Raw genomic sequence first — 21,104 nt, forward strand, 5'->3', positions numbered from 1 at the left:
AAGTAGAGGACAGTTTTGAGATTTCAAGTTGTTTGGGTTCATAAAAATCGGAGTGAATTTACATTGACTGAATTTGATATGCAATTGAAGCAGAAAAGATGACGGAAACAAATCATAGATTATTCAAAAATGAACTAAATGAATTGTTCCCGTTGAATTTGTCTGAGGAAATAACCATGTCTCGTAGTTGGTAGTTTCAGTAGTCGGTGCGACTAGAATTTGTATTGCATAAGGACTTGATTGAGAGTAAATTTACTCGCTATATTCTAAATGAAGTTCGTATGTTAGAGCATTTACAAAACAGTTTTGGTTCGATTATAAAAACACTTCGCGGAGAAGGTAAAATTACTGATAGCAATATTCAGTTAGCGCTTCGCGATGTCCGGCGCGCCTTACTGGAAGCAGACGTCAACTATAAAGTCGTCAAATCGTTTATCGAAAACGTCCAAGCGAAATCCGTTGGCGTTACCGTTACGAAAAGTCTAACGCCGGGGCAGTTGATCGTGAAAATTATTCGCGATGAGTTGGTACTTTTGCTTGGAGAAAAGCACTTTCAGTTGAAAACCGCTTCAATTCCGCCGACGATTATCATGCTGACGGGACTTCAGGGATGCGGGAAGACGACTTTTGCCGCGAAACTCGCGCATCATCTAAAGAAACAAAACCATTCGCCGATGCTTATTTCCGTAGATGTTTATCGACCAGCCGCTTTGACTCAGTTGGAAATACTTGGCAAACAAATTAGCGTGCCGGTTTTTTCCAGTGATGAGAAAGTCATCAAAAAAGCCGTCGATGCGGTGGCGTTCGCGCGGCAAAATCACTACGATACGTTAATCATCGATACCGCGGGAAGATTGCATATAGACGATGAATTGATGAATGAACTTCAAGAGTTGAAAAAAGCGGTCAAACCGCACGATATCCTGTTTGTTGCAGACGGCATGACCGGTCAGGATGCAGTTAACACCGCGAATACATTTAACGAAAAGTTAAGCGTTGATGGAATTGTCCTGACTAAAATGGACAGCGACGCTCGTGGTGGCGCCGCCCTTTCGATTGTCAAAGTTACCGGAAAACCAATCGTGTTTATGAGTGCGGGCGAGAAAATTGATAGTTTGGAAATCTTCTATCCGGATCGAATGGCTGATCGTATTTTAGGCATGGGGGACGTGGTTTCGCTCGTCGAAAAAATACAGGCGTCTGTTGATGCGGAAACGAATGCAAAACTTGAAGAAAGTTTTCGCAAGAACCGGTTCACTTTGGAAGATTATCTGCTTCAACTCAAACAAATCCGAAAAATGGGTCCGATCGAGAATTTAGTTGAAATGATTCCCGGTATGACCAAACTGAAATCGAAAAATATTGCAATCGATACGAAAGATTTTACAAGGGCGGAAGTCATTATCCAGTCGATGACCAGACAGGAGAGAGGCAACCCGTCCATTATCAACGGAAGTCGTCGCAGACGAATTGCGCTGGGAAGCGGGACAAGAACCAGCGATGTGAATCAACTTTTAAATCAATATTGGCAAATCGTAAAAATCAGTAAGCAGATGGGTAAAATGAGGTTACCGAAAAATCTGTCTGCATTACGAATAGGATTTTAATCACAATAAGGAGGTATATACTTGGCAGTAAGAATGAGACTATTTCGGATGGGCAGAAAAAAAATGCCCTGCTATCGGATCGTCGTGATGGATTCCAAAGTGCGCCGCGATGGACGCTATTTGGATAAGATCGGATTCTACAATCCGCTGACGAAGCCGGAAACCATCGTGATCGATAAAGAAAAAGTTATTGAATGGCTGAAAAAAGGCGCCGAACCGACTGATACCGTATTTAATATTCTGCAAAAACAGGGCATCGCGCTGGAATGGCATTTGATGCGCAATAATCTGGATGATAAAGCCAGAAGTATTGAACTCCAAAAGTGGGAAATGTCCAGAGGTATCAAGAAACCAATCGCACTGGCTACGTCAGTCGAATCCAAACCAGAATCGAAACCGGAAGAACCCTCGAAGCCCGAACCGGTTGAAGTTGAAGAAGAAAAGGCGGTTGTCGTCGAAGGCGAACCGGAAGTTGTGATTCCCGAAACACCTGAAGCAACTGAAGCCTGATCAAAATCTACGCTTTTTGGAATGAGTAGTTTCTTGCTTTTTTAAATCGGTAATGTTGAAAAATGGGAATTTACATGACTGATTTAGAAGGAAAGAAATCACGAAAGACATCATCAAATACAATGCGAATATAGCCATGGAAAATCCGGAAAACATGATGATGATTACCTTCGGTGAGAAATCGAAAAGATTCGGTCAGAATTTCCAGATCATTTTTCAGGAGTGAATGCTATGTTGCTTTGTCCGATCGGCAGAATTGTAAAGGTCCGAGGGTTAAGTGGCGAGCTAGTTATCGCACTTTTGTCTTCCAGAATTGAAATTGAGAAAAATTTGTCTGAAGTCTGGTTAGGGGTAAATCCAGAGCGGCTTCAGTTGTGGATAATAGATTTTTGGCGAGTCGAAAAAGGCCGCGTTTATTTGAAATTGAGAAATGTGAAAACCCGGAATGAAGCGGATTTCTTAAAAGGATTGGACGTTTTCATCGATTCTAACTACTGTTCTGGCATCGAGTGTCTGAAGTGGATGAATTTCGATGTATACTTGGCAGGGAGACAGGAAAAATTGGGAATCGTCACCGATCTTGACCTTTTTGAATCTCAACCTCGTTTATTAGTCAGAATTGAAAGTAAAATCGTCATGATTCCTGTCGTTGATGCTTTCATTGAAAGGGTGAACGAAGCCGAAAAATCTGTTTTTGTTCGCGATGTTGAAGGTTTGATTGGTTTATGAAAATATTCGTCGTTACTGCTTTTCCGGGTATGGTCAATGCGTGTCTCTCAGAGAGTATGTTCCGAAAAGCGACCGAAAAAAACGCTGTGACGTTTGAAGTGTGGAACCTTCGTGATTTTTCGAGGGATAAGCACAAGCAGATCGACGATACGCCTTACGGTGGCGGAGCGGGAATGGTTCTAAAACCTGAGCCATTTTTTCGCGCCTATGATCGGATTCGCAAGTTGGTAGGAAAACCAAAACCGCGGGTTATTTTTCCATCTCCACAGGGTAAGACGTTCGATCATGCAACGGCTGTTGGACTGGCAAAAGAAAAGGATTTGACGTTTTTTTGCGGACATTACAAGGGTGTGGACGAACGCGTGTTGGAGAAATTGGTGACGGATGAGATCAGTTTAGGTGATTATGTTGCAACCGGCGGCGAGTTGCCAACACTGATGATGATTGACGCAATTATCCGACATGTTCCGGGTGTTTTACACGCGTATGAATCGGCAGAGACGGATTCGTTTGCGGACGATTTGCTCGAAGGGCCGATTTATACACACCCGCAAAAATATCGTCGTTTGAGTGTGCCAGAAGTGTTGACGTCTGGAAATCACGCCAAAATTACTGATTGGAAGTATGGCCAACGATTGAAACGGACACGTGAAAGACGCACCGATCTGATAGAAAAATTAACTGAAAACAATGATAGTGGAGGTAAAAATGGATAAAATGGCTGCATCAGTTGCAGATCAACTCAAGACGGATAACCCGGATTTTAAATCAGGCGACACCGTCGCAGTAGAAGTAAAAATTAAAGAAGGTGACAAGGAAAGGATTCAGACTTTTCAAGGAGTCGTAATCGCTCGCTCTGGCGGCGGTGTAAGCGAAACGTTTACGGTTCGTAAAATTTCCAACGGTGTTGGCGTCGAAAGAATCTTCCCGCTACATTCGCCGAAAATCAATAAGATTACCAAAATTTCAACGGGTCGGGTACGTAGAGCCAAACTCTATTATTTACGGAACCTTCGTGGGAAAGCGGCGAAGATCAAAGATACTTTCGAGCAATAATTAATTAATCTCGAAATACTTAAAGCGATTTATCGCTTTTAGACAATAAAGCCACTGTTCAGTGGCTTTGTTATTTTTAGACTTTATATTGCGCCGGTGATGAAGGTTACACCAACAATGAAAAGAAATACGCCATAAAATCTATCGACAATTTTAGATGGCATCCGAATGGCAAATAGCGCTCCGAGTAATGCTCCAACTACCAAGCCTAATGCCACATAAATCGCAGATCGCAAGTCAAATTGTCCGGCATGGGAATAAATCAATACGCCCGGCAAACCTACCGGCAACAGTAGCGCGGCAAGAGACGTTCCGCTGGCTGTTTTTTGATCATATCCAAGCCAGACTGTCAGTGCAGGGACTACTACGATTCCTCCACCAATTCCAAACAATCCAGATAGAACACCTGCGAATAATCCGATCGTTAGTTGCTTCCAGTGAATATCAAAGTTGGTCACAGAGTTAGTAGCCACATTTTCAGAAGTGATTGCTTTGGTACTGTTTTTTCTTGAGAGAAATAATTCAAGTGGCTGGATGAATCGGTAACTTATGAAAAGTAAAAAGACGCCGTAGATCATTTTTAGGAAATTAGGAGAAACGGATAATGCGGTTAACGCACCGCCTGAGATGCCTAGGAAAAGTCCCAAATCAATCCAAAGTGCCGCTCTTAGGTCAATTAACTTTGCCCTGTAGTATGCCAGTGCGCCAAAAATGCCGACTGGTAGCAACAAAGAGAAAAGAGAAGTACCGTTAGCGACATGAGGAGAAAAATGTAAGAAAAAGATTAACGCCGGAACAATGACGATACCGCCGCCGATTCCAAACATTCCTGCCAAAACGCCACCCGACAGTCCGATTATTAAATAGATGATGATTTCCAAAAAGACTCCTGTATTAGCTTCAATACGCATGATAATTTATAAGAAGACACACAAAATCCGAACGTAATTAGATTAACCTAAACGAAATGTGGGTTTTAAAATTAATCAACTGCGGATTTGTCAAAGCAAATTTCTGGCATAGGGTTTGTAAAATTTAACGTTGATGAAACTGAGACGAAAATTGACTACTGGTGAAATAATCGTCTGACTGCATTTGTTTGAATAAATGTGTTGACAGATGATGACATAAAGAGTTAATTTTAGCAGTCAAAAGTTAAGAGTGCTAATCAATTGAAAGGAGCAAAAAAAATGACAGTAAAACCTTTAGCAGATCGTGTTGTTGTAAAACCAAGTGAAGCTGAAGAAAAAACGCATGGTGGAATCTTTCTGCCTGATACTGCTAAGGAAAAACCTCAGCAGGGAAGCGTTGTTGCCGTCGGACCCGGAAAATTTGAAAATGGTGTCAAAGTTCCGATGGAAGTAAAAGTCGGCGATAAAGTTCTTTATGGAAAATATTCCGGAACGGAAGTCTCTATTGACGGTGAAGACCACCTGATTATGAGAGAAAGCGACATCTTGGCAATTTTATAAGAAATAATAGAAGGAGTAAATCATGGCTAAAGAAATTGTATATGATACAGTCGCCAGAACGGCTCTCAAGGAAGGCGTCGATAAATTAGCGAACGCCGTCAAAGTAACCTTGGGCCCCAAAGGCAGAAATGTTGTCATCGAAAAAAAGTTCGGTTCTCCGACGATTACAAAAGACGGCGTAACAGTCGCTAAAGAAATCGATCTTGAGGACAAATTAGAAAACATTGGCGCACAGATGGTCAGAGAAGTCGCTTCTAAGACTTCGGACATCGCGGGCGACGGAACGACCACTGCAACCGTTTTAGCGCAGGCAATCATTGATGAGGGAATTAAAAATGTAACCGCAGGTACCGATCCAATGGAAATCAAACGTGGAATTGATGCCGCCGTTGCAGTTGTCATCAGTGAATTGAAAAACATCAGTCGCGAAGTTTCTGGGAGCAAAGAGGAAATTGCGCAGGTTGGGACTATTTCTGCCAATAACCGAAAAGTCCGGGTTTTGAAAAAAGATGATACTAACGGCAAAGAGGAAGTAAACGAAGTCGCCATTGGTGAATTGATCGCCGACGCAATGGAAAAAGTTGGGAAAGACGGCGTTATTACCGTTGAGGAGGCGAAGAGCGCATTAACCGCATTAGACATCGTCGAAGGAATGCAGTTCGATAGAGGATATATTTCTCCCTACTTCGTGACGAATTCTGAATCCATGGAAGCTGTTCTTGAAGATGCGTACATTTTAATTCACGACAAGAAGATTTCTGGCATGAAAGACCTTCTACCGATCCTCGAAAAAGTATCGCAGATGGGCAAACCGCTAATGATCATTGCCGAAGAAGTTGAGGGTGAAGCGCTTGCGACTCTTGTCGTCAATAAACTTAGAGGAACGTTAAGAGTTGCCGCTGTCAAAGCGCCGGGATTTGGAGATCGTCGTAAAGCAATGCTGGAAGATATTGCCGTTTTGACCGCCGGAACCGTTATCGCTGAAGAGCGTGGTTTCAAACTCGAAAACGCCAACCTGTCCTATCTTGGTACCGCCAAACGCATCGTGATTGACAAAGATAACACGACGATCGTTGAGGGCGGCGGAAAATCAGCCGACATTAAAGGACGTATCAAACAAATCAAGGCTCAGATTGATACAACGACCTCCGATTATGACAAAGAGAAACTGCAGGAACGCCTTGCCAAATTGTCAGGTGGTGTTGCCGTGCTGAAAGTCGGGGCCGCGACGGAAGTCGAGATGAAGGAAATCAAGGCGTTGGTTGAGGACGCGCTTCATGCCACACGCGCCGCAGTCGAAGAAGGTATTGTTCCGGGTGGTGGCATTGCCCTGCTTCGGACGATCCCGAAACTTGATACACTGAAACTTTCAAGCGACCAGATGGTCGGCGTCAAAATTGTCAAGAGAGCATTGGAAGAACCTCTTCGACAAATTGCGAAGAACGCCGGACACGAACCATCCATCGTTGTTCAGAAAGTAAAAGAAGACAGGGATAAGATCGGAATAGCTTACGGATTTGATGCCTATAAAGAAGATTATTGCGATCTATACAAATCCGGCATCATCGATCCTACAAAGGTAGCACGCGTTGCTATCGAGAATGCTTCAAGTATCGCTGGGTTGATGTTGACCACCGAGGCAGTCATTTCGGAGATTCCGGAAAAAGAACCAGCTCAGCCTCCGATGCCTCCGGGTGGCGGAATGTATTAGAATCTGAATAGATACTGAGAAAGCCTCCGTCCCGAATCTTCGGGAGGAGGCTTTTGTTTTATAGGTCAAAGAATCTATTTTGAACGATGAGTAATAGGCGCTAAATTAAACCAAAGTAGATGGAAACCTGAAAGTAGGAGGTAATATGGCGAGTTTGTGGAATGACATCAAAAAGAACCTTGGTGGTTGGGCAGCGAAAGCGGCAGATAAAGCAACCGAATTTAGTCGGGATGCGGCAGAAAAAGCGGAAGAATTAACTCGACTCGGCAAGGTAAAATTGGATATTTTTCAAATCAACCGTGAGATCGAAAAACAGTTCGTGAAATTGGGCGGAATTGTCTATGATATGGTTTCTGAACAAAAGAAAAATATTGAATCCAGCGAATCTATCATTAGTTTGGTTGAAGAAATCCGAAATCTTGAAAAGAAGCTCCGCAAAAAAGAAGAAGACTATAAAAATATCAAAGAAGGACCAAAGCCAGAACCTCAGCCGGTAGAAAAACCTAAGCCGCAACCTTCTAAAAAATCTCACAAGGCAAAAGAAAAATAGAAAAGTACGTCGGGATTGGAATATGGACGAGGATGAATCACCCAATTATCTGCCCTTTTCTCGTAATCATATTCTACAGCAATACTTTGCCGGAATCAGCAGTGAAAAACCGCTGACGCCAGACGAGGAGATAGAAATTGCTGGAAAAGTCCGTAAGGGTGATAAAGAGGCGCTCGATAAGTTGCTTAGGGCAAACCTTCGATTTGTCGTCTCTGTCGCGAAAAAATATCAAAATCACGGTTTATCTTTAGAAGATTTGATAAATGAAGGTAATCTAGGCTTGATCAAAGCCGCTAAACGTTATGATGAAACACGCGGTTTCAAATTTATTTCGTACGCAGTTTGGTGGATTCGGCAGACAATTCTCCAATCTATATCCGAGAACTCCCGGTTGATACGATTACCTCTGAATATTGTTGGCAATCTAAATAAAATCTCCAAAATCACGTCCGAGTTCGAAAAAGATTACGAGCGCGAACCGACTTGTGATGAGATTGATGATATCCTTAAAAAAGAGAACGTTAATGTGGATTTGGTTTGGGAATTTCGTGACGGGATGCTAAGCATCGATACTCCGATGGGTAAAAACGATAACGGAACGCTTCAGGAGATTCTTCCCGGCGCGGATGAATACGACCCGGGGAAAGTGATTACGGAAGCGTCGCTTCGCGAAGAAGTCAATCAGGTGATCTCATCGCTAAGCAAACGGGAAGCCACCGTCATCCGGATGTATTTTGGTATTGGTCAGGACACTCCTGCTACGCTTGAAGAAATAGGGACGGAACTATCGTTAACACGAGAGCGAGTGCGACAAATCAAAGAGAAAGCACTTAGGAGGTTACGGCATACTTCGCGTGCGTTATTACTGCGAGGATATTTAGGATAAAAAAAAGATTGACATCATGCGATCTATCACGTAATTTCAGACGTCATGAAGAGTATTGGGACACCTGAGACATAAGATAAAATTAAAGCATGGATAAAGAACCCAAGTTACTGTTTGTGTGGCACAGTCACGAAAAAGTCAGGATTATTTCTCTAAATCAGAAAACGCTGACATGGATAGGTGTTTCTGTTGTTGCATCTGTTTTACTTTTCATTTTTATCAGTATCATTTCCATGTCTAACCTCATTTACAAATCCAAATTTGCACTTATTCGAAAGAACAATAGTCAGCTAGTCTCAACGATCTATGATTTCAGAGGTCGAATTCAGGAAATGGAAAAGGAAGTCAACGCACTGGTCGAAAAAGACAAAGCTTTGCGAACTTATGCAGATATTCCTTCCATTGATAAAGATATCCGTAAACTTGGCATCGGAGGGAAAGTTCAGAATAGACCGAGCGAAATGGATCAATTGCTACCAACGGACAGCATAAAAATTTCCAATCTCGAAAGCGACATTGATAAACTCAGTCGAATTTTAAAGTTCGAAAAATTGAGTTATGAGACCATCTATCAGGCCTTCAAACATCGCACAGAACAAATTCAGGCAACACCGTCCATAAGGCCGGTCTCGATTGGGTATATCACCGATGGCTTTGGTTATCGTAAAGACCCATTCACCGGAAAGCGACATTTTCACTATGGTATCGATATTTCAGCTCCGATCGGCACATCGGTTTTCGCAACAGCTGACGGAATTATCGAATTTGCAGGTCCATTTGGGGGATTTGGTCAGGTTGTTAGAATCGATCATGGATATGGATACACAACGCTTTATGCTCATTTGTCGCGAATGTCGGTCAATCCCGGCCAAGTTGTGAAGCGCGGGCAAAAGATTGGTGAGATCGGCTCGACTGGCAGAAGCACAGGGCCACATCTCCATTACGAAGTTCACCAGTACAAGATTTACAAAAATCCTCTGGATTACTATTTCACCGATTATTCTAGATAATATTTCAATCAATCAGTTGTTCCTTTACTCATTTTCGGATACGAAAATTCTGCTTTTTTATGAAATCCTGTAGTCATCTAATTGATGAAAACGAAGAAATTCTATATTGAAACTTATGGCTGTCAAATGAATGAAGCCGATTCAGAATTGGTCGCAGGACTTCTTTTGAAAAAATCCTATTTGCCAGCGAATCTACCGGAAGAGGCTGACATCATCCTGGTCAATACTTGTAGCGTCCGCGAGAATGCCGAAAGACGAGCGATCGCCCGTCTCTCTCAATTCAAGAACCTGAAAAAAGTCAATCCAGACCTTTTAATTGGAATAATAGGATGCGTCGCTCAGCGCTATAGAGAAGAAATCATCCGTGAGAATCCATTCATCGATATTGCGCTCGGACCGGATTCCTACCGAAAGTTACCTGATGCCATTGATTCTGCTTCATTTCCGGTGACTGGATTTCAACTGTCCAAAAAAGAAGTTTACGATGGATTGTTACCGTTCCGAAGCAGTCGTGTAAATGCATGGATTTCGATCATGCGCGGATGTGATAAATTCTGCGCTTACTGCATCGTACCTTTCACTCGCGGGAGAGAACGAAGCCGTTCTTTGACCGGAATAGTCGATGAAGTGAAACAAGCAGTCGCTGACGGTCATTCAGAAGTGACTCTGCTCGGCCAAAATGTCAATTCTTACACTTATGAAGCATTCCGATTTCCTGAACTGCTCGAAGCCGTATCAGCAGTCGCTGGACTAAAACGTATCCGTTATACATCCCCGCATCCGCAGGATTTCGACGACAGACTTCTCGAAGTGATGCGTGATCATTCAAATATCTGCCGCCATATTCATCTTCCGCTTCAGTCGGGTTCGACACGTATTTTGAGTCTGATGAGACGAAACTATGATCAAGCCAGATATCTGTCACTTGTTGAAAATATTCGGAGACACATGCCAGATTGCGCCATCACAACGGACATCATCGTCGGATTTCCGCAGGAAACTGAAGCGGATTTTTCAGAAACGTTAAAAGTAATGGACATTGTTGTGTTTGACGCCGCTTACAATTTTAAATATTCGCCTCGTCCCGGAACGCTCGCGGCAAAAATGGTTGACAATGTAACGCCAGAAGAAAAATCAGATAGATTGAATCGTGTGATTGAAAAACAGAAGCGTCATACACTAATCCGCAATAGCGTTTTAGTGGGTACGATTCAAGAATTGCTCGTTGACAGCGTTAGTCGGAAAAACCCCAGTGAAAAAATAGGTAGGACGGGCACAAATAAAATTGTTATTATTCAAAAAGGAAATCCCGAAATTAGGGAGGTTGTTCGCGTGAGAATTGAAAAAGCGATTGGCATTTCACTCTTTGGAACCATCGTGTAACTTAACGGAGTCGTCATGAAATATGTCAAACTGGTTTTGTTGTTTGCGATAATAGTCGTGCTTTTGATTTTCGTTACTGATAACGCGGATCAAGTGATCAAGTTAAAGTTCTTAGGCACAACTATCGAGAATCTGAAAATGGTTGTTGCACTACTCATCACCTTCCTGATAGGCATACTGGTAGGATTTTTTATTTCCGCTTTGGAGATTTTTGCCGTCCATAGCAAGATGAGGGCGATGGATGCCGATTTGAAAAAACTCAAACAGGAAGTCGATGTCTTTCGCAATAAGGACCTTGACGAACCAGAAGAAATTGAAATTGAATAACCACTGGAAATAACGCGAGATTGTCTTATGACTGAAATACTCGTTACGTTAATTGTCGCAATCGTTATCATCATAATAGCCTTTTCATTGCTTGGCAGAAAAGACACGGCGAATCTGGAAGAAATGAATTTATATTCGACCGCTTTGAATCATATGTTGAATGGCGAGGACAAATCTGCGATTAAGTTTTTCAAAGAAATCGTCCGGAAAAATTCTGATAATGTTGATGCGTACATCAAATTGGGTGTTCTGTTCCGGAGAAACGGAAAGATGGGAAGTGCGCTCAAGATACACGAAAACCTGCTACTGCGAGGTGGAATCAGTCCAACTCAGCAACTTGATATCTTGCGAAATCTTGTCGACGATTATCTCGAAGCAGGTGATCAGGCAAAAGCGTTGTCCGGAGCGGAAAAAATCCTAAATCTTGACCCGAAAAATATCTGGGCACTTGAAAAACTACAAACTGTTCATCGGAATATCGGACAGTGGGATAAGGCATTTCAGGATCTCGAAAAGGTTCTGGAATTCCGGAAGGAGAAGAACGACCGCTTGTTGGCATTGTATAAAGTTCAGGAAGGTCTGATGAAGTACAACGAAGGATATTTTCATGAAGCGCGGTTGATTTTCCGAAAAGCAATCCGTATTGATCCGATCTGTGAGGCGCCGTATTTTTATATTGCCAACTCATATGCCAAAGAGGAGCGTGAAGTCGAAGCCGTTGAATGGTGGGTAAAGTTCGCCGATATTTCACCGAATCAGGCTTATCTTGTCTTCCAGAGACTTCAAACTGTTTTGTTCAATCTCGGCAATTTCGGGAAAATTCAAAGCTTTTACGAAAATGTTCTGAGTCGTCTTCCAGGAGATGTCCGTACCATAACGGCATTGGCTGGTTTTTACGAGCGGAGAGGAGAATTGGAGAAGGCATTGGCATTGATAGAGGAACTTCGAGAAAAAAATCCAAATTCCAATGTTGTCAAAATGGCGTTATGCAAATTGCTAATTTTGAAAGGACGCTGTACGGAAGCGAACGAAATTTTGAACGATTTCGTTGACAACTACGAAGAGCCCGGTGATTTTATCTGCTCAGTATGTGGGCACAGGGAAAAGAAAATCACCTGGTTATGTCCAATATGCGGTCAACCCGACACCTATACGACTCATCTATGAAAAAAACGATTTCAATTCTTTTTCTTGTTTTTCCAATGTGGCTTTCGGCGCAGGATTTATCTGCCTATTATAATCTTCTCAAAAGCGGTGAGCGGGATTCCGTTTTGCGTGTGCTTCCAGCGATTAATGCACAATTTCCAGATAACCCGGAGGTGCTTTATTTGTCCGGTTTGGTTGAAAAGGACGGTGAAAAAGCCCTACTGATCTATAAAGACGTTTTGAGTAAATATCCGGACAGCCAACGTGCAGACGACGCGTTTCTGAAGGTTATCGAATTTATTTACACGAGAGGACTTTACAATAAGACGATCAAATATTCGCGTGACATGATTCGTGTCTATCCAAATTCGGAATTGATCGGTTCATGTGTCCATTTTTTACTTTGCAGTTTTAACGCGATGAATCGGCGGGATTCGGTCGATTTTTATGTGGATTATTATGCGAAAATTTCTCCCGATATTCAGACAAATTTTTCTAACTATTCCTGTGCACCAAGTCTGACTATTGCCGCACCGCAGAAAGCGCCAGTATTGGTTCAACCGCCTGTTTCAAAAGAAACCGTTCAAGAGTCTGCTCCTAGGGTTTCAAGCGGCGAAATAGAAAAAAAACCAGTGGGGAAATATACGCTTCAGTTTGGCGCCTTTTCTAATGAGAGTAATGCCATGGCGCTTAAAGCGCGTCTCAAATCAACTGGACTCGAGCCGTATATCCACCCGATCAATTTGAGTAATAAATCCTTACTTTCTGTTCGGGCTGGCTCGTTTGTGACCCATAACGAGGCTCGAAAAGTTGGTGAGAAGTTGAAGCGTGAAAAGAAATTTGACTATGTTATCGTTGAGAAATAGAAACATGGGAATGAATGCGTCCCCGGTGGGCGTCACGGTCTTCAAAATCGGTGTTCCCGAAAAATTCGGGAAGCTGGGTTCGACTCCCAGACGTTCCCGCGAATCGTCCTGCGAAAAGTAAAACGCAGGTAAGTTATTTGTAAACAAAATGGTCATGGGGTGCTTGCCCGATTTTTTCTAAAGGCAGCTGAGAAATACCCGTTGAACCTGATCTGGATAATGCCAGCGAAAGGAGGCAATCATGAAAATTACCGCTCGTTTTTTCTTCTTTTTCATCTTCTTTGGGGTGAGTGCGTCGTCTCTTGCGACAAATTTTGTCACCGGTCGAATCCTTTCAGAAAATACGAAAAGCCCAATCTCCTATGCCGATGTTTATATTTTGGAAACCGGCGAAGGAACGATTTCCGGATCGGATGGGCGATTCAATTTATCTGTCAAACATCTGCCATGTGAACTACGTGTTAGTCATATTGCGTTTGAACCGGCGACTGTTCGCGTTGTGATCTCGAATCTTGGTGAGATATTCCTAACTCCTGCTATTCTCACTTGTGAGGAAGTGTTGGCGACGGTTTCGCGCGCAGTTCCGGGGAAAACACCAGTCGCTTTTACGACGCTTGAAAGATCCGACATCGACAATGCCTATTTTCAGCAAGACGTGCCGATGGTTCTGAACGATCTGCCTGGTATTTTTTCTTATTCGGATGCCGGTAACGGAATCGGTTACAGTTATCTGAAAATCCGTGGTTTTCAGCAAGATCGGATTGGTGTGATGGTCAACGGAATTCCGCTGAACGATCCGGAGTCGCATGCCGTTTATTGGGTAGATCATGGCGACGTTTTATCGTCTGCTTCGGATGTTCAGGTTCAGCGAGGCGTCGGCAATTCTCTTTATGGAACGTCGGTTTTTGGTGGAACAGTAAACTTGACGACAAAATATTCTGCACTTGATCCGGGACTCGTCGTCGAAACCGGTTATGGAAATTACACTCAGGATAATTTAAATCTTCCGTCAACCAAAGCGTCTCTGTCTTATTGCGGAAGGCCGTGGAAAGATCAAAGATTTATTATCTATTCGCGGGTCAGCCGGTTGAAAAGTTCCGGTTATCGGAATGGTAGCGGTGCCGAGCAAACATCAGTTCATGCCGGAATCGAAAAAAGTGATAAAGAGCAGTTAACCCGTTTGGAAGTGATGAGCGGAAGTGAAATGACTTTTTTTTCATGGGAAGGTGTCGCTCCGGCTTATGGCTTCGATCTACAAGACCGAACAGATCGGCGATATAATTTCTATGCCGACCCTGTTTATAACGGTGGATTCGACGACCTGAATCAGGACGTATTTCGTCAAACGCTTTTGTCTTTTCAGCATAGCCAAAAAATTGCAGGAAGTTTATTTAACATAACGACTTATAAAATTTTTGGTAAAGGATATTACCAGCAATTTAAAGGCGATGTCGATACGGCGGAATATAATCTGACCGATTTGATGACTAACAATTCCGAACCGATTGACCTGTTAAGAAGAAAATGGCTAGAAAACGGTTACTGGGGAATCATTTCTCATTTGAATCGATGGTTTGCATTTGGAGAATTCACTGTCGGCGGCGACGTGCGCTTCTATCAGTCCGAGCATTATGGAAAAGTGGCGGAAATTTTTTCGCCGTCTTTAGTTAATGCCGAAAACAGGCGCTACTATTCGGACGGTAGTAAGAAAACTAGCGGCACCGCCTACGTTCATGCATTGATTAACCTGACTAAATATCTAACGCTAATGACCGATGTGCGATATCTCGGTCATCGGTATTTTTTTGATCAAGATAAATTAGGCGCGTTCACGGACGGTTATAAATACGGATTGTCATATAATTTCATCGATCCGCATCTGGGGTTGAATTGGGAGATCGGAAAAGGGATCAATGCTTTTATGAATTTTTCTACTGCTCACCGTGAACCTGCAGACGATGATCTTTACGATCACGATGATCCCGACGATTTTCCGAAAGTAAATTTTTCCGACAAGCGATACGATTCACCGTTGTTAGAAACTGAATTCCTAACCGATTTTGAATTAGGAGCCGCTTTCAGTTCCGAAAAATGGTCGGCGCAGATCAATCTTTATCGAATGGATTTTAAGAATGAATTGATACCGGTCGAGTATTGTTACACTGACGCTGATAAAGTTTATCACGCCAATGCAGACCGAACAATTCATCAGGGGATCGAAGTAACGGCCTCATCCAGAATTAACTCGTGGCTAAAAGTCGATGGCAATTTGACTTATGCCGACAATCATCTGATCTCCTTTCGCGCAGATTCAATCGGCTGGAGCGGCTATGGCGGAATTGCGGATTTTCATGATCGCATTCTCCCCGGCTTTCCAGCGCTCCAGATCAAAGGCAAGATGACCTGTCGGTACAAATTTGCCGAATCGTGGATGCAGGTTTTCCATATCGGGAAGCAATATATCGATTTCGCGAATACAGAGTCGGCGGCTATTTCCTCCTATCAAGTTGTGAATTTCGGGACGCGGATTGAATTGCCTGCGATCCGGTGCGTGAAATGGTTTCTAACCTTCCGAATCAATAATGTGTTCGATGTTTTATATGAGACATTCGGTTACAACTATTATGAAAAGTGGGGCGACGAGCGGCAAAGGATTGATTCGTACTGGCCTGCCGCAACCCGAAATTACTATCTGACGTTGACCGCACAGTTCGATTAGTTCCTGCGTTCGGCGCAAGTTTTTTGCGGGAAGGGGAAGATATTGGCAAGGTCGCATGAAAATTTGCCGATATTTTATCCGGCAATTGCTAAATTAGTACGTGATTGAGCCACCCAGAACAATTCGCCGATCAATTCCGATAAAACAAAGAACGTCGGAATTGTTTTTCGATGAAAAACACATTATAAACCGACCAGTAAAAGAACTTGCCAATTTCAAGTTGGTTTGCTAAAATTTCCGAGGAATTATGAGAGAACCGAGCAAATTATATCTCATCGATGGATCGGCAATCGCTTATCGTTCTTATTTCGGAATGATGCGGAACAGATTATCCACATCAAAAGGATTTGCGACCGGCGCGACATTTGCCTTTGTGAACGCGCTCCGAAAAATTATCAACGATGAGAAGCCTGATCTGATCGGAATGGCGTTTGATGCTCCAGAGAAAACCTTCCGCCACCGGATTTATCCTGAATACAAAGCGACGCGCGAGGCGATGCCGGAAGACCTTGTCGCTCAATTGCCGTGGATTTTTAAAATCACGCGAGCGATGAATATTCCGCTCATCATTCAACCGGGATACGAAGCGGACGATATTATCGGGACGCTGGCGATGGAAGGTAAAAATCGCGGTATCCTCGTCTATATGGTTACCGGCGATAAGGACTTTATGCAATTAGTTGGTGATGGCATCAAAATTTATAAGCCACACTCTTCCCGGAGCGATGTTGAGATCATCGATGTGCAAGATGTCGTTAATAAATTTGGCATTCAACCCAAGCAGGTAGCCGATTATCTTGCGCTCGTCGGTGATTCGTCGGATAATATTCCTGGCATCAAAGGCGTTGGTCCGGCGAAAGCGACGCCGCTTTTGCAAGAATGGGGTTCGCTCGAAAATATTCTCAATCACGTCGATGAAATTCCGAGTGAACGCATCGCTTCGATGATTCGCGACGGCGCCGAAAATGCCCGGTTTTCCAGATTGCTGGCAACGATCAAAATAGATGTTCCACTCGAAACCGAACTTGACGAATTGCGTTTTTCGGGAGTCAACGAATCCGAATTGATGAAGATTTATGAGGAACTGGAATTCGTTTCGCTTATCAAAACGGATACGAAAGATGATCTCGTCGATAAACTGGAGAAAAATTATCGCACGATTCATACGCTTGACGAAGTTCAGTCTCTCGTAAAAAGTTTAAAAAACGTTCAACTAATTTCCGTAGATCTTGAGACGACTTCGGTCTCGCCGATGCTCGCAGAAATCGTCGGCATTGCACTGAGTTGGAAACCTCATCAGGGCGTTTATGTCCCAATCCAATCGCCATCCGCGCAGGCGTCGCTGTTTTCCGGAGGGAGCAATTTTACGTTTCTCAACGAATTGAAGCCACTTCTCGAAAATCCGAACATCCGTAAATGCGGTCAAAATTTAAAATACGACATGCTGATTCTTCGACGGAACGGCATTGAACTCGCAGGCGTCGATTTTGACACGATGATCGCCGCTTTTCTGATTCAACCGGATTCGCGCAGTTACAAATTAGATAAATTGAGTCAATACTATCTCGGTTATACGATGCAACCGATCGAGGAACTCATCGGGAGCGGAAAAAATCAGATTACGATGGATCAGGTCGATGTCGAAAAAGTCGGTTGGTATGCTTCGGAAGACGCTGATATCGCACTTGAACTGGTTCCGGTCTTTACGGAAAAATTGAAAAGCGATCGTACGTGGGATGTGTTTAAAAAGATCGAAATGCCGTTGATTCCGGTTTTGATCCAGTTAGAACAAAATGGCGTATTTCTCGACGTGAAATTTCTCAGGAAAATGTCGATCTCGCTGGAAAAAGATATTGACGATCTGGTGAGTCGAATTTACTCAGCGGCAGGTCGGGAGTTCAATGTCAATTCACCGAAGCAATTAGGCGAAATCTTATTTGATAAATTGGAATTGCCGAAAGTTCGCGGACATTCAACGGATGTCAGCGTACTGGAAAAACTTCAAAATAAACATAGCCTTCCCAAACTCGTACTGGATTATCGCGGTTTGATGAAATTAAAAGGAACTTATCTGGATGCGCTTCCGGTACTCGTCAATCCGAAAACCGGACGCGTGCATAGTTCGTTTAATCAAACGGTTGCTTCGACCGGCAGATTGAGTAGTAGCGATCCGAATTTTCAAAATATTCCTATACGGACGGACTTGGGACGCGAGATTCGAAAAGCATTCATTCCTCAGAAAAAGGGATGGAAACTTTTATCGGCGGATTATTCGCAGATTGAACTCAGGATCATGGCGCATTTATCGCGTGACGCCGAATTGATTTGCGCTTTTCAGGAAGATGTCGATGTTCACCGACGGACGGCGGCTTTGGTTTACGGCGTTCCGGAAAAAGATGTTCTTCCGGAGATGCGTCGCGTCGCCAAAATCGTCAATTTCGGAATTATGTACGGTGCCGGGCCGTACCGGATGACAGACGAACTGGGAATTTCCATGAGCGAGGCGCGAAAACTGATCGATCAGTATTTCAAAACTTATCCCGGCATCAACGATTACATTATTAAAACGACGGAAAGCGCTCGGAAAACCGGCTACGTTAAAACACTTTCAGGGCGACTGCGATACGTTCCGGATATCGACAGCTTGAATAAAAATGTTCGCGATGCCGCAGAACGAGTCGCGATCAATATGCCGATTCAGGGCACGGCGGCGGATATGATCAAACTCGCAATGATTCGCATTCACGACGAATTGAAATCTCGCCATTTGCGCGCGATGATGATTTTGCAGATTCATGACGAACTGCTATTGGAAGTTCCCAACGACGAGATCGAGACGGTAAAAACGATAGTGACCGATGCGATGGAATCGGCGCTCCCGCTCGATATTCCCGTCAAGGCGGAAGTTGGTATTGGTAATTCATGGTATGAGGCACATTAGTGGAAGCATCAATTACATTAAAAAACGTCAGTAAACATTTCAACAAGAAGTATGTACTGAGCAATCTGACGCTCGGCGTCGAAAAAGGCTCGGTCTTTGCCATTACCGGCCGAAGCGGCGCCGGCAAATCGACTTTATTGAGAATTCTTTCGACGCTAATGACGCCCGACGAAGGCTTGCTTTTCATCAACGAAAAGGAATGTCCGGGCAATGAGGCGGAAGTCAAACGAAGCATCGGATATTTGCCGGATCACGATATTCACGATCCATGGCTGACCGGCTGGGAAAATCTTCAGAAGACGGCGCGATTATGGGGAATTCCGGAAGATAAATTCGATCGACGCGCCAAATCGTTGGTCAGCGAATATCAACTTGAGGATGTGATACACGAGTGCCCGGTTGTTTATTCAAAAGGCGAAAAAAGGATTCTCGACATCATTCAAGTTTTATTGAACGACCCTGAAATTCTGATCTTGGACGAACCGTTTCAGGGGCTTGATTATCATGCGACAAACGTTCTCAATTCTTATCTGATCTCTCAGTATAGGGCAAAAACGATCGTTATTGCGTCTCATGAATTTTCGATCATTCAAACCTTTGCCGATCGCTGGATCGTTTTGCATCAGGGAAAAATTCGCTTCGACGGAACCCTTGAAAAAATGTCATCTCAGGTCGATGTTCCTGTTGTCGGAAATATTCTTTTTAAGCAATCCAATGCCGAATTTCTTGAATCTATCAAAGGAATTGAAGGAATCACTGAAATACGAAATCGGCGGAATACAGTCGAAATTATTATCAGTGGTTTCGAGTGTTTTAATCGGGTTTTGAAAAAAGTGGACTATGACTCAGTGATCAGTATCGGATGTAACGCTTTCCGTATCGATGAATTTATCAATCAAATATTATCAGATGAAGGATTCTAATTTATGAATAAAGGGTGGTTATTGGCTAGGGAGCAGATTCGGAGAAAACCAATCGTTATTTTTATTGAAGTTGTCTTTAACCTGATCGGGACGCTATTTTTGTTTTTAACGTTTTGCGTCGGACTAAGAAAATTTCTACCGCAGATCGGTAAAATTGGCATTACAGAAATTGTTATACCGGGAATTGTTGTAGCGATTTCAGTAACCGTTTCCTATGCCGTCGCGGTTTTCGATTCGAGTCGTTTTGTGCAGGAGCGTCAATTGGCGGATCAAGTTGGAATTGCCGGATTGTTACCGTCTGAAATCTTTATCGGGAAATCTATAGAATACTGGTTAGCGGGAATGGCACATGCGATATTATCGGGGGTTTTCCTTTTGATTTTTACTGGTTTTACGATATCATTTGTGTCGATTTTAAGCGTTTGGTTGTTCACGGCTGTCGGATTGGTTCTGGTTACTCAGATCGGGCTGATTCTTGGGGCTTGGGTGAAAGACTACAAGATTCATATCCTGACGATTTCTTTTCTACTTATACCGTTGATGTTGTTATCGGGATTTATCGTTCCTTTGAGCGCTCTTGATGGCGTGTTTTGGCGGGTATTAGCCTATTTTCCAACGTCGCTGATTGTTGAGGGTGGGCGGACACTGGCAGTTTACGGCGAATTTGATTTTATCGGAATGATATTTATGGTCGTATTAAGCGGTGTCGTAATCTGGGTTTGCCATCATTTTTATATTGAGAGGTTGAAAAGATGAAAGCCTATCTGGCTGGCGCGATTGAACACGCTTCCGATCGAGGAGAAGCCTGGAGAACGCGAATGTCGAACTTTTTAGCGTCGGAACTTCGGCATGATTTCTATAATCCGTTGATCGAAGAGAAAAAATATCTAACGCCAGACGAAGGACGACAATTTCGCGGATTGAAGACTTCGAATCTTCAAAAATTTCAGGAAACCGTTCGGAAATTGATGACTGGCGATCTGAAATCGTTGACGACTGAAATTGATTATATTATTTGTTACTGGGACGAGGCGGCGGCGTTAGGAGGTGGAACTTACGGCGAATTAACTTTTGCCTTTTATATGAAAATTCCAGTTTATATGGTTACGCGTCTGTCGGCTGAGAAGATCACCGGCTGGGTTCTGGGCTGTGTGACACAGATTTTTTCCGATTTCGCTGAACTGGAGCAATTTCTGAAAGAGAAATATCGGAATGAAAAGTAACGAATTTGTCACTGGTAGTTGAATTTTTATCCGTTAAGTCAATTC

The 21,104-nt window shown here is 43.3% G+C and carries 20 protein-coding genes and 1 riboswitch; of the genes, 19 read left to right on the forward strand and 1 reads right to left on the reverse strand.

Features of this window, described 5'->3' with window-relative positions; genetic code table 11:
* Positions 1-281 precede the first annotated feature (281 nt).
* The 5 genes from COT43_01350 to COT43_01370 all read left to right on the forward strand — a co-directional run bounded on the left by COT43_01350 (position 282) and on the right by COT43_01370 (position 3,902).
* Positions 282-1,607, forward strand: coding sequence for a signal recognition particle protein (locus COT43_01350; GenBank protein PIS30648.1), 1,326 nt, complete (start codon positions 282-284; stop codon positions 1,605-1,607).
* Between the two features lie 21 nt (positions 1,608-1,628).
* Entirely contained in the window at positions 1,629-2,117 is a 489-nt protein-coding gene (gene rpsP, locus COT43_01355) for a 30S ribosomal protein S16 (protein ID PIS30649.1), read from the forward strand.
* Positions 2,118-2,348: 231 nt separating this feature from the next.
* Positions 2,349-2,846: a hypothetical protein gene (locus COT43_01360; GenBank protein PIS30650.1), complete on the forward strand. Its 498-nt coding sequence runs from the start codon at positions 2,349-2,351 to the stop codon at positions 2,844-2,846.
* Positions 2,843-3,562: a tRNA (guanosine(37)-N1)-methyltransferase TrmD gene (locus tag COT43_01365; GenBank protein PIS30651.1), complete on the forward strand. Its 720-nt coding sequence runs from the start codon at positions 2,843-2,845 to the stop codon at positions 3,560-3,562. Before COT43_01360 ends, COT43_01365 begins: the two co-directional genes overlap by 4 nt.
* Entirely contained in the window at positions 3,555-3,902 is a 348-nt protein-coding gene (locus tag COT43_01370) for a 50S ribosomal protein L19 (GenBank protein ID PIS30652.1), read from the forward strand. The genes COT43_01365 and COT43_01370 overlap by 8 nt, the downstream gene beginning before the upstream one ends.
* Before the next feature lie 83 nt (positions 3,903-3,985).
* Here the strand turns inward: COT43_01370 and COT43_01375 are convergent, their stop codons facing one another.
* Entirely contained in the window at positions 3,986-4,813 is an 828-nt protein-coding gene (locus tag COT43_01375; protein PIS30653.1) for a hypothetical protein, read from the reverse strand.
* Positions 4,814-5,092: 279 nt separating this feature from the next.
* Here COT43_01375 and COT43_01380 point away from each other — a divergent pair, with 279 nt between their 5' ends.
* From COT43_01380 to COT43_01445, 14 genes are all read left to right on the forward strand, one after another.
* Positions 5,093-5,374, forward strand: a complete 282-nt coding sequence (locus tag COT43_01380; protein PIS30654.1) for a co-chaperone GroES — start codon at positions 5,093-5,095, stop codon at positions 5,372-5,374.
* Positions 5,375-5,393: 19 nt separating this feature from the next.
* Positions 5,394-7,085, forward strand: a complete 1,692-nt coding sequence (groL, locus tag COT43_01385; GenBank protein ID PIS30655.1) for a chaperonin GroEL — start codon at positions 5,394-5,396, stop codon at positions 7,083-7,085.
* 145 nt (positions 7,086-7,230) lie between these two features.
* Positions 7,231-7,635 (forward strand): hypothetical protein, encoded by a 405-nt coding sequence (locus tag COT43_01390; GenBank protein ID PIS30656.1) that lies wholly within the window; start codon positions 7,231-7,233, stop codon positions 7,633-7,635.
* 22 nt (positions 7,636-7,657) lie between these two features.
* A complete protein-coding gene (locus COT43_01395; GenBank protein ID PIS30657.1) occupies positions 7,658-8,521 on the forward strand; it encodes an RNA polymerase subunit sigma in 864 nt (287 codons plus the stop codon).
* 89 nt (positions 8,522-8,610) lie between these two features.
* A complete protein-coding gene (locus COT43_01400) occupies positions 8,611-9,531 on the forward strand; it encodes a hypothetical protein (GenBank protein ID PIS30658.1) in 921 nt (306 codons plus the stop codon).
* An 84-nt stretch (positions 9,532-9,615) separates the two neighbouring features.
* Positions 9,616-10,914 (forward strand): tRNA (N6-isopentenyl adenosine(37)-C2)-methylthiotransferase MiaB, encoded by a 1,299-nt coding sequence (gene miaB / locus COT43_01405; protein PIS30659.1) that lies wholly within the window; start codon positions 9,616-9,618, stop codon positions 10,912-10,914.
* A gap of 15 nt (positions 10,915-10,929) precedes the next feature.
* Positions 10,930-11,241 carry a hypothetical protein gene (locus COT43_01410; protein PIS30660.1) on the forward strand — a complete coding sequence of 104 codons (312 nt, stop codon included), beginning with the start codon at positions 10,930-10,932 and terminating at the stop codon, positions 11,239-11,241.
* Positions 11,242-11,268: 27 nt separating this feature from the next.
* Positions 11,269-12,408, forward strand: coding sequence for a hypothetical protein (locus COT43_01415; protein ID PIS30661.1), 1,140 nt, complete (start codon positions 11,269-11,271; stop codon positions 12,406-12,408).
* On the forward strand, positions 12,330-13,253 hold the full coding sequence (locus tag COT43_01420) for a hypothetical protein (GenBank protein PIS30662.1): 924 nt from the start codon (positions 12,330-12,332) through the stop codon (positions 13,251-13,253). The genes COT43_01415 and COT43_01420 overlap by 79 nt, the downstream gene beginning before the upstream one ends.
* A gap of 145 nt (positions 13,254-13,398) precedes the next feature.
* Positions 13,399-13,504, forward strand: a riboswitch (TPP riboswitch).
* The gene (locus COT43_01425; GenBank protein ID PIS30663.1) at positions 13,495-15,972 is read left to right on the forward strand and encodes a hypothetical protein; all 2,478 of its coding nucleotides are present in this window, start codon (positions 13,495-13,497) and stop codon (positions 15,970-15,972) included. (Overlaps the previous riboswitch by 10 nt.)
* 247 nt (positions 15,973-16,219) lie before the next feature.
* On the forward strand, positions 16,220-18,913 hold the full coding sequence (locus COT43_01430; protein ID PIS30664.1) for a DNA polymerase I: 2,694 nt from the start codon (positions 16,220-16,222) through the stop codon (positions 18,911-18,913).
* Positions 18,913-19,836, forward strand: a complete 924-nt coding sequence (locus COT43_01435; protein PIS30665.1) for a hypothetical protein — start codon at positions 18,913-18,915, stop codon at positions 19,834-19,836. The genes COT43_01430 and COT43_01435 overlap by 1 nt, the downstream gene beginning before the upstream one ends.
* 3 nt (positions 19,837-19,839) lie before the next feature.
* Entirely contained in the window at positions 19,840-20,592 is a 753-nt protein-coding gene (locus COT43_01440) for a hypothetical protein (GenBank protein ID PIS30666.1), read from the forward strand.
* Positions 20,589-21,059, forward strand: coding sequence for a hypothetical protein (locus tag COT43_01445; GenBank protein PIS30667.1), 471 nt, complete (start codon positions 20,589-20,591; stop codon positions 21,057-21,059). Before COT43_01440 ends, COT43_01445 begins: the two co-directional genes overlap by 4 nt.
* Positions 21,060-21,104: the final 45 nt, after the last annotated feature.

The organism is Candidatus Marinimicrobia bacterium CG08_land_8_20_14_0_20_45_22 (genome assembly GCA_002774355.1).
GTDB lineage: Bacteria > Fidelibacterota > UBA2242 > UBA2242 > UBA2242 > 0-14-0-20-45-22.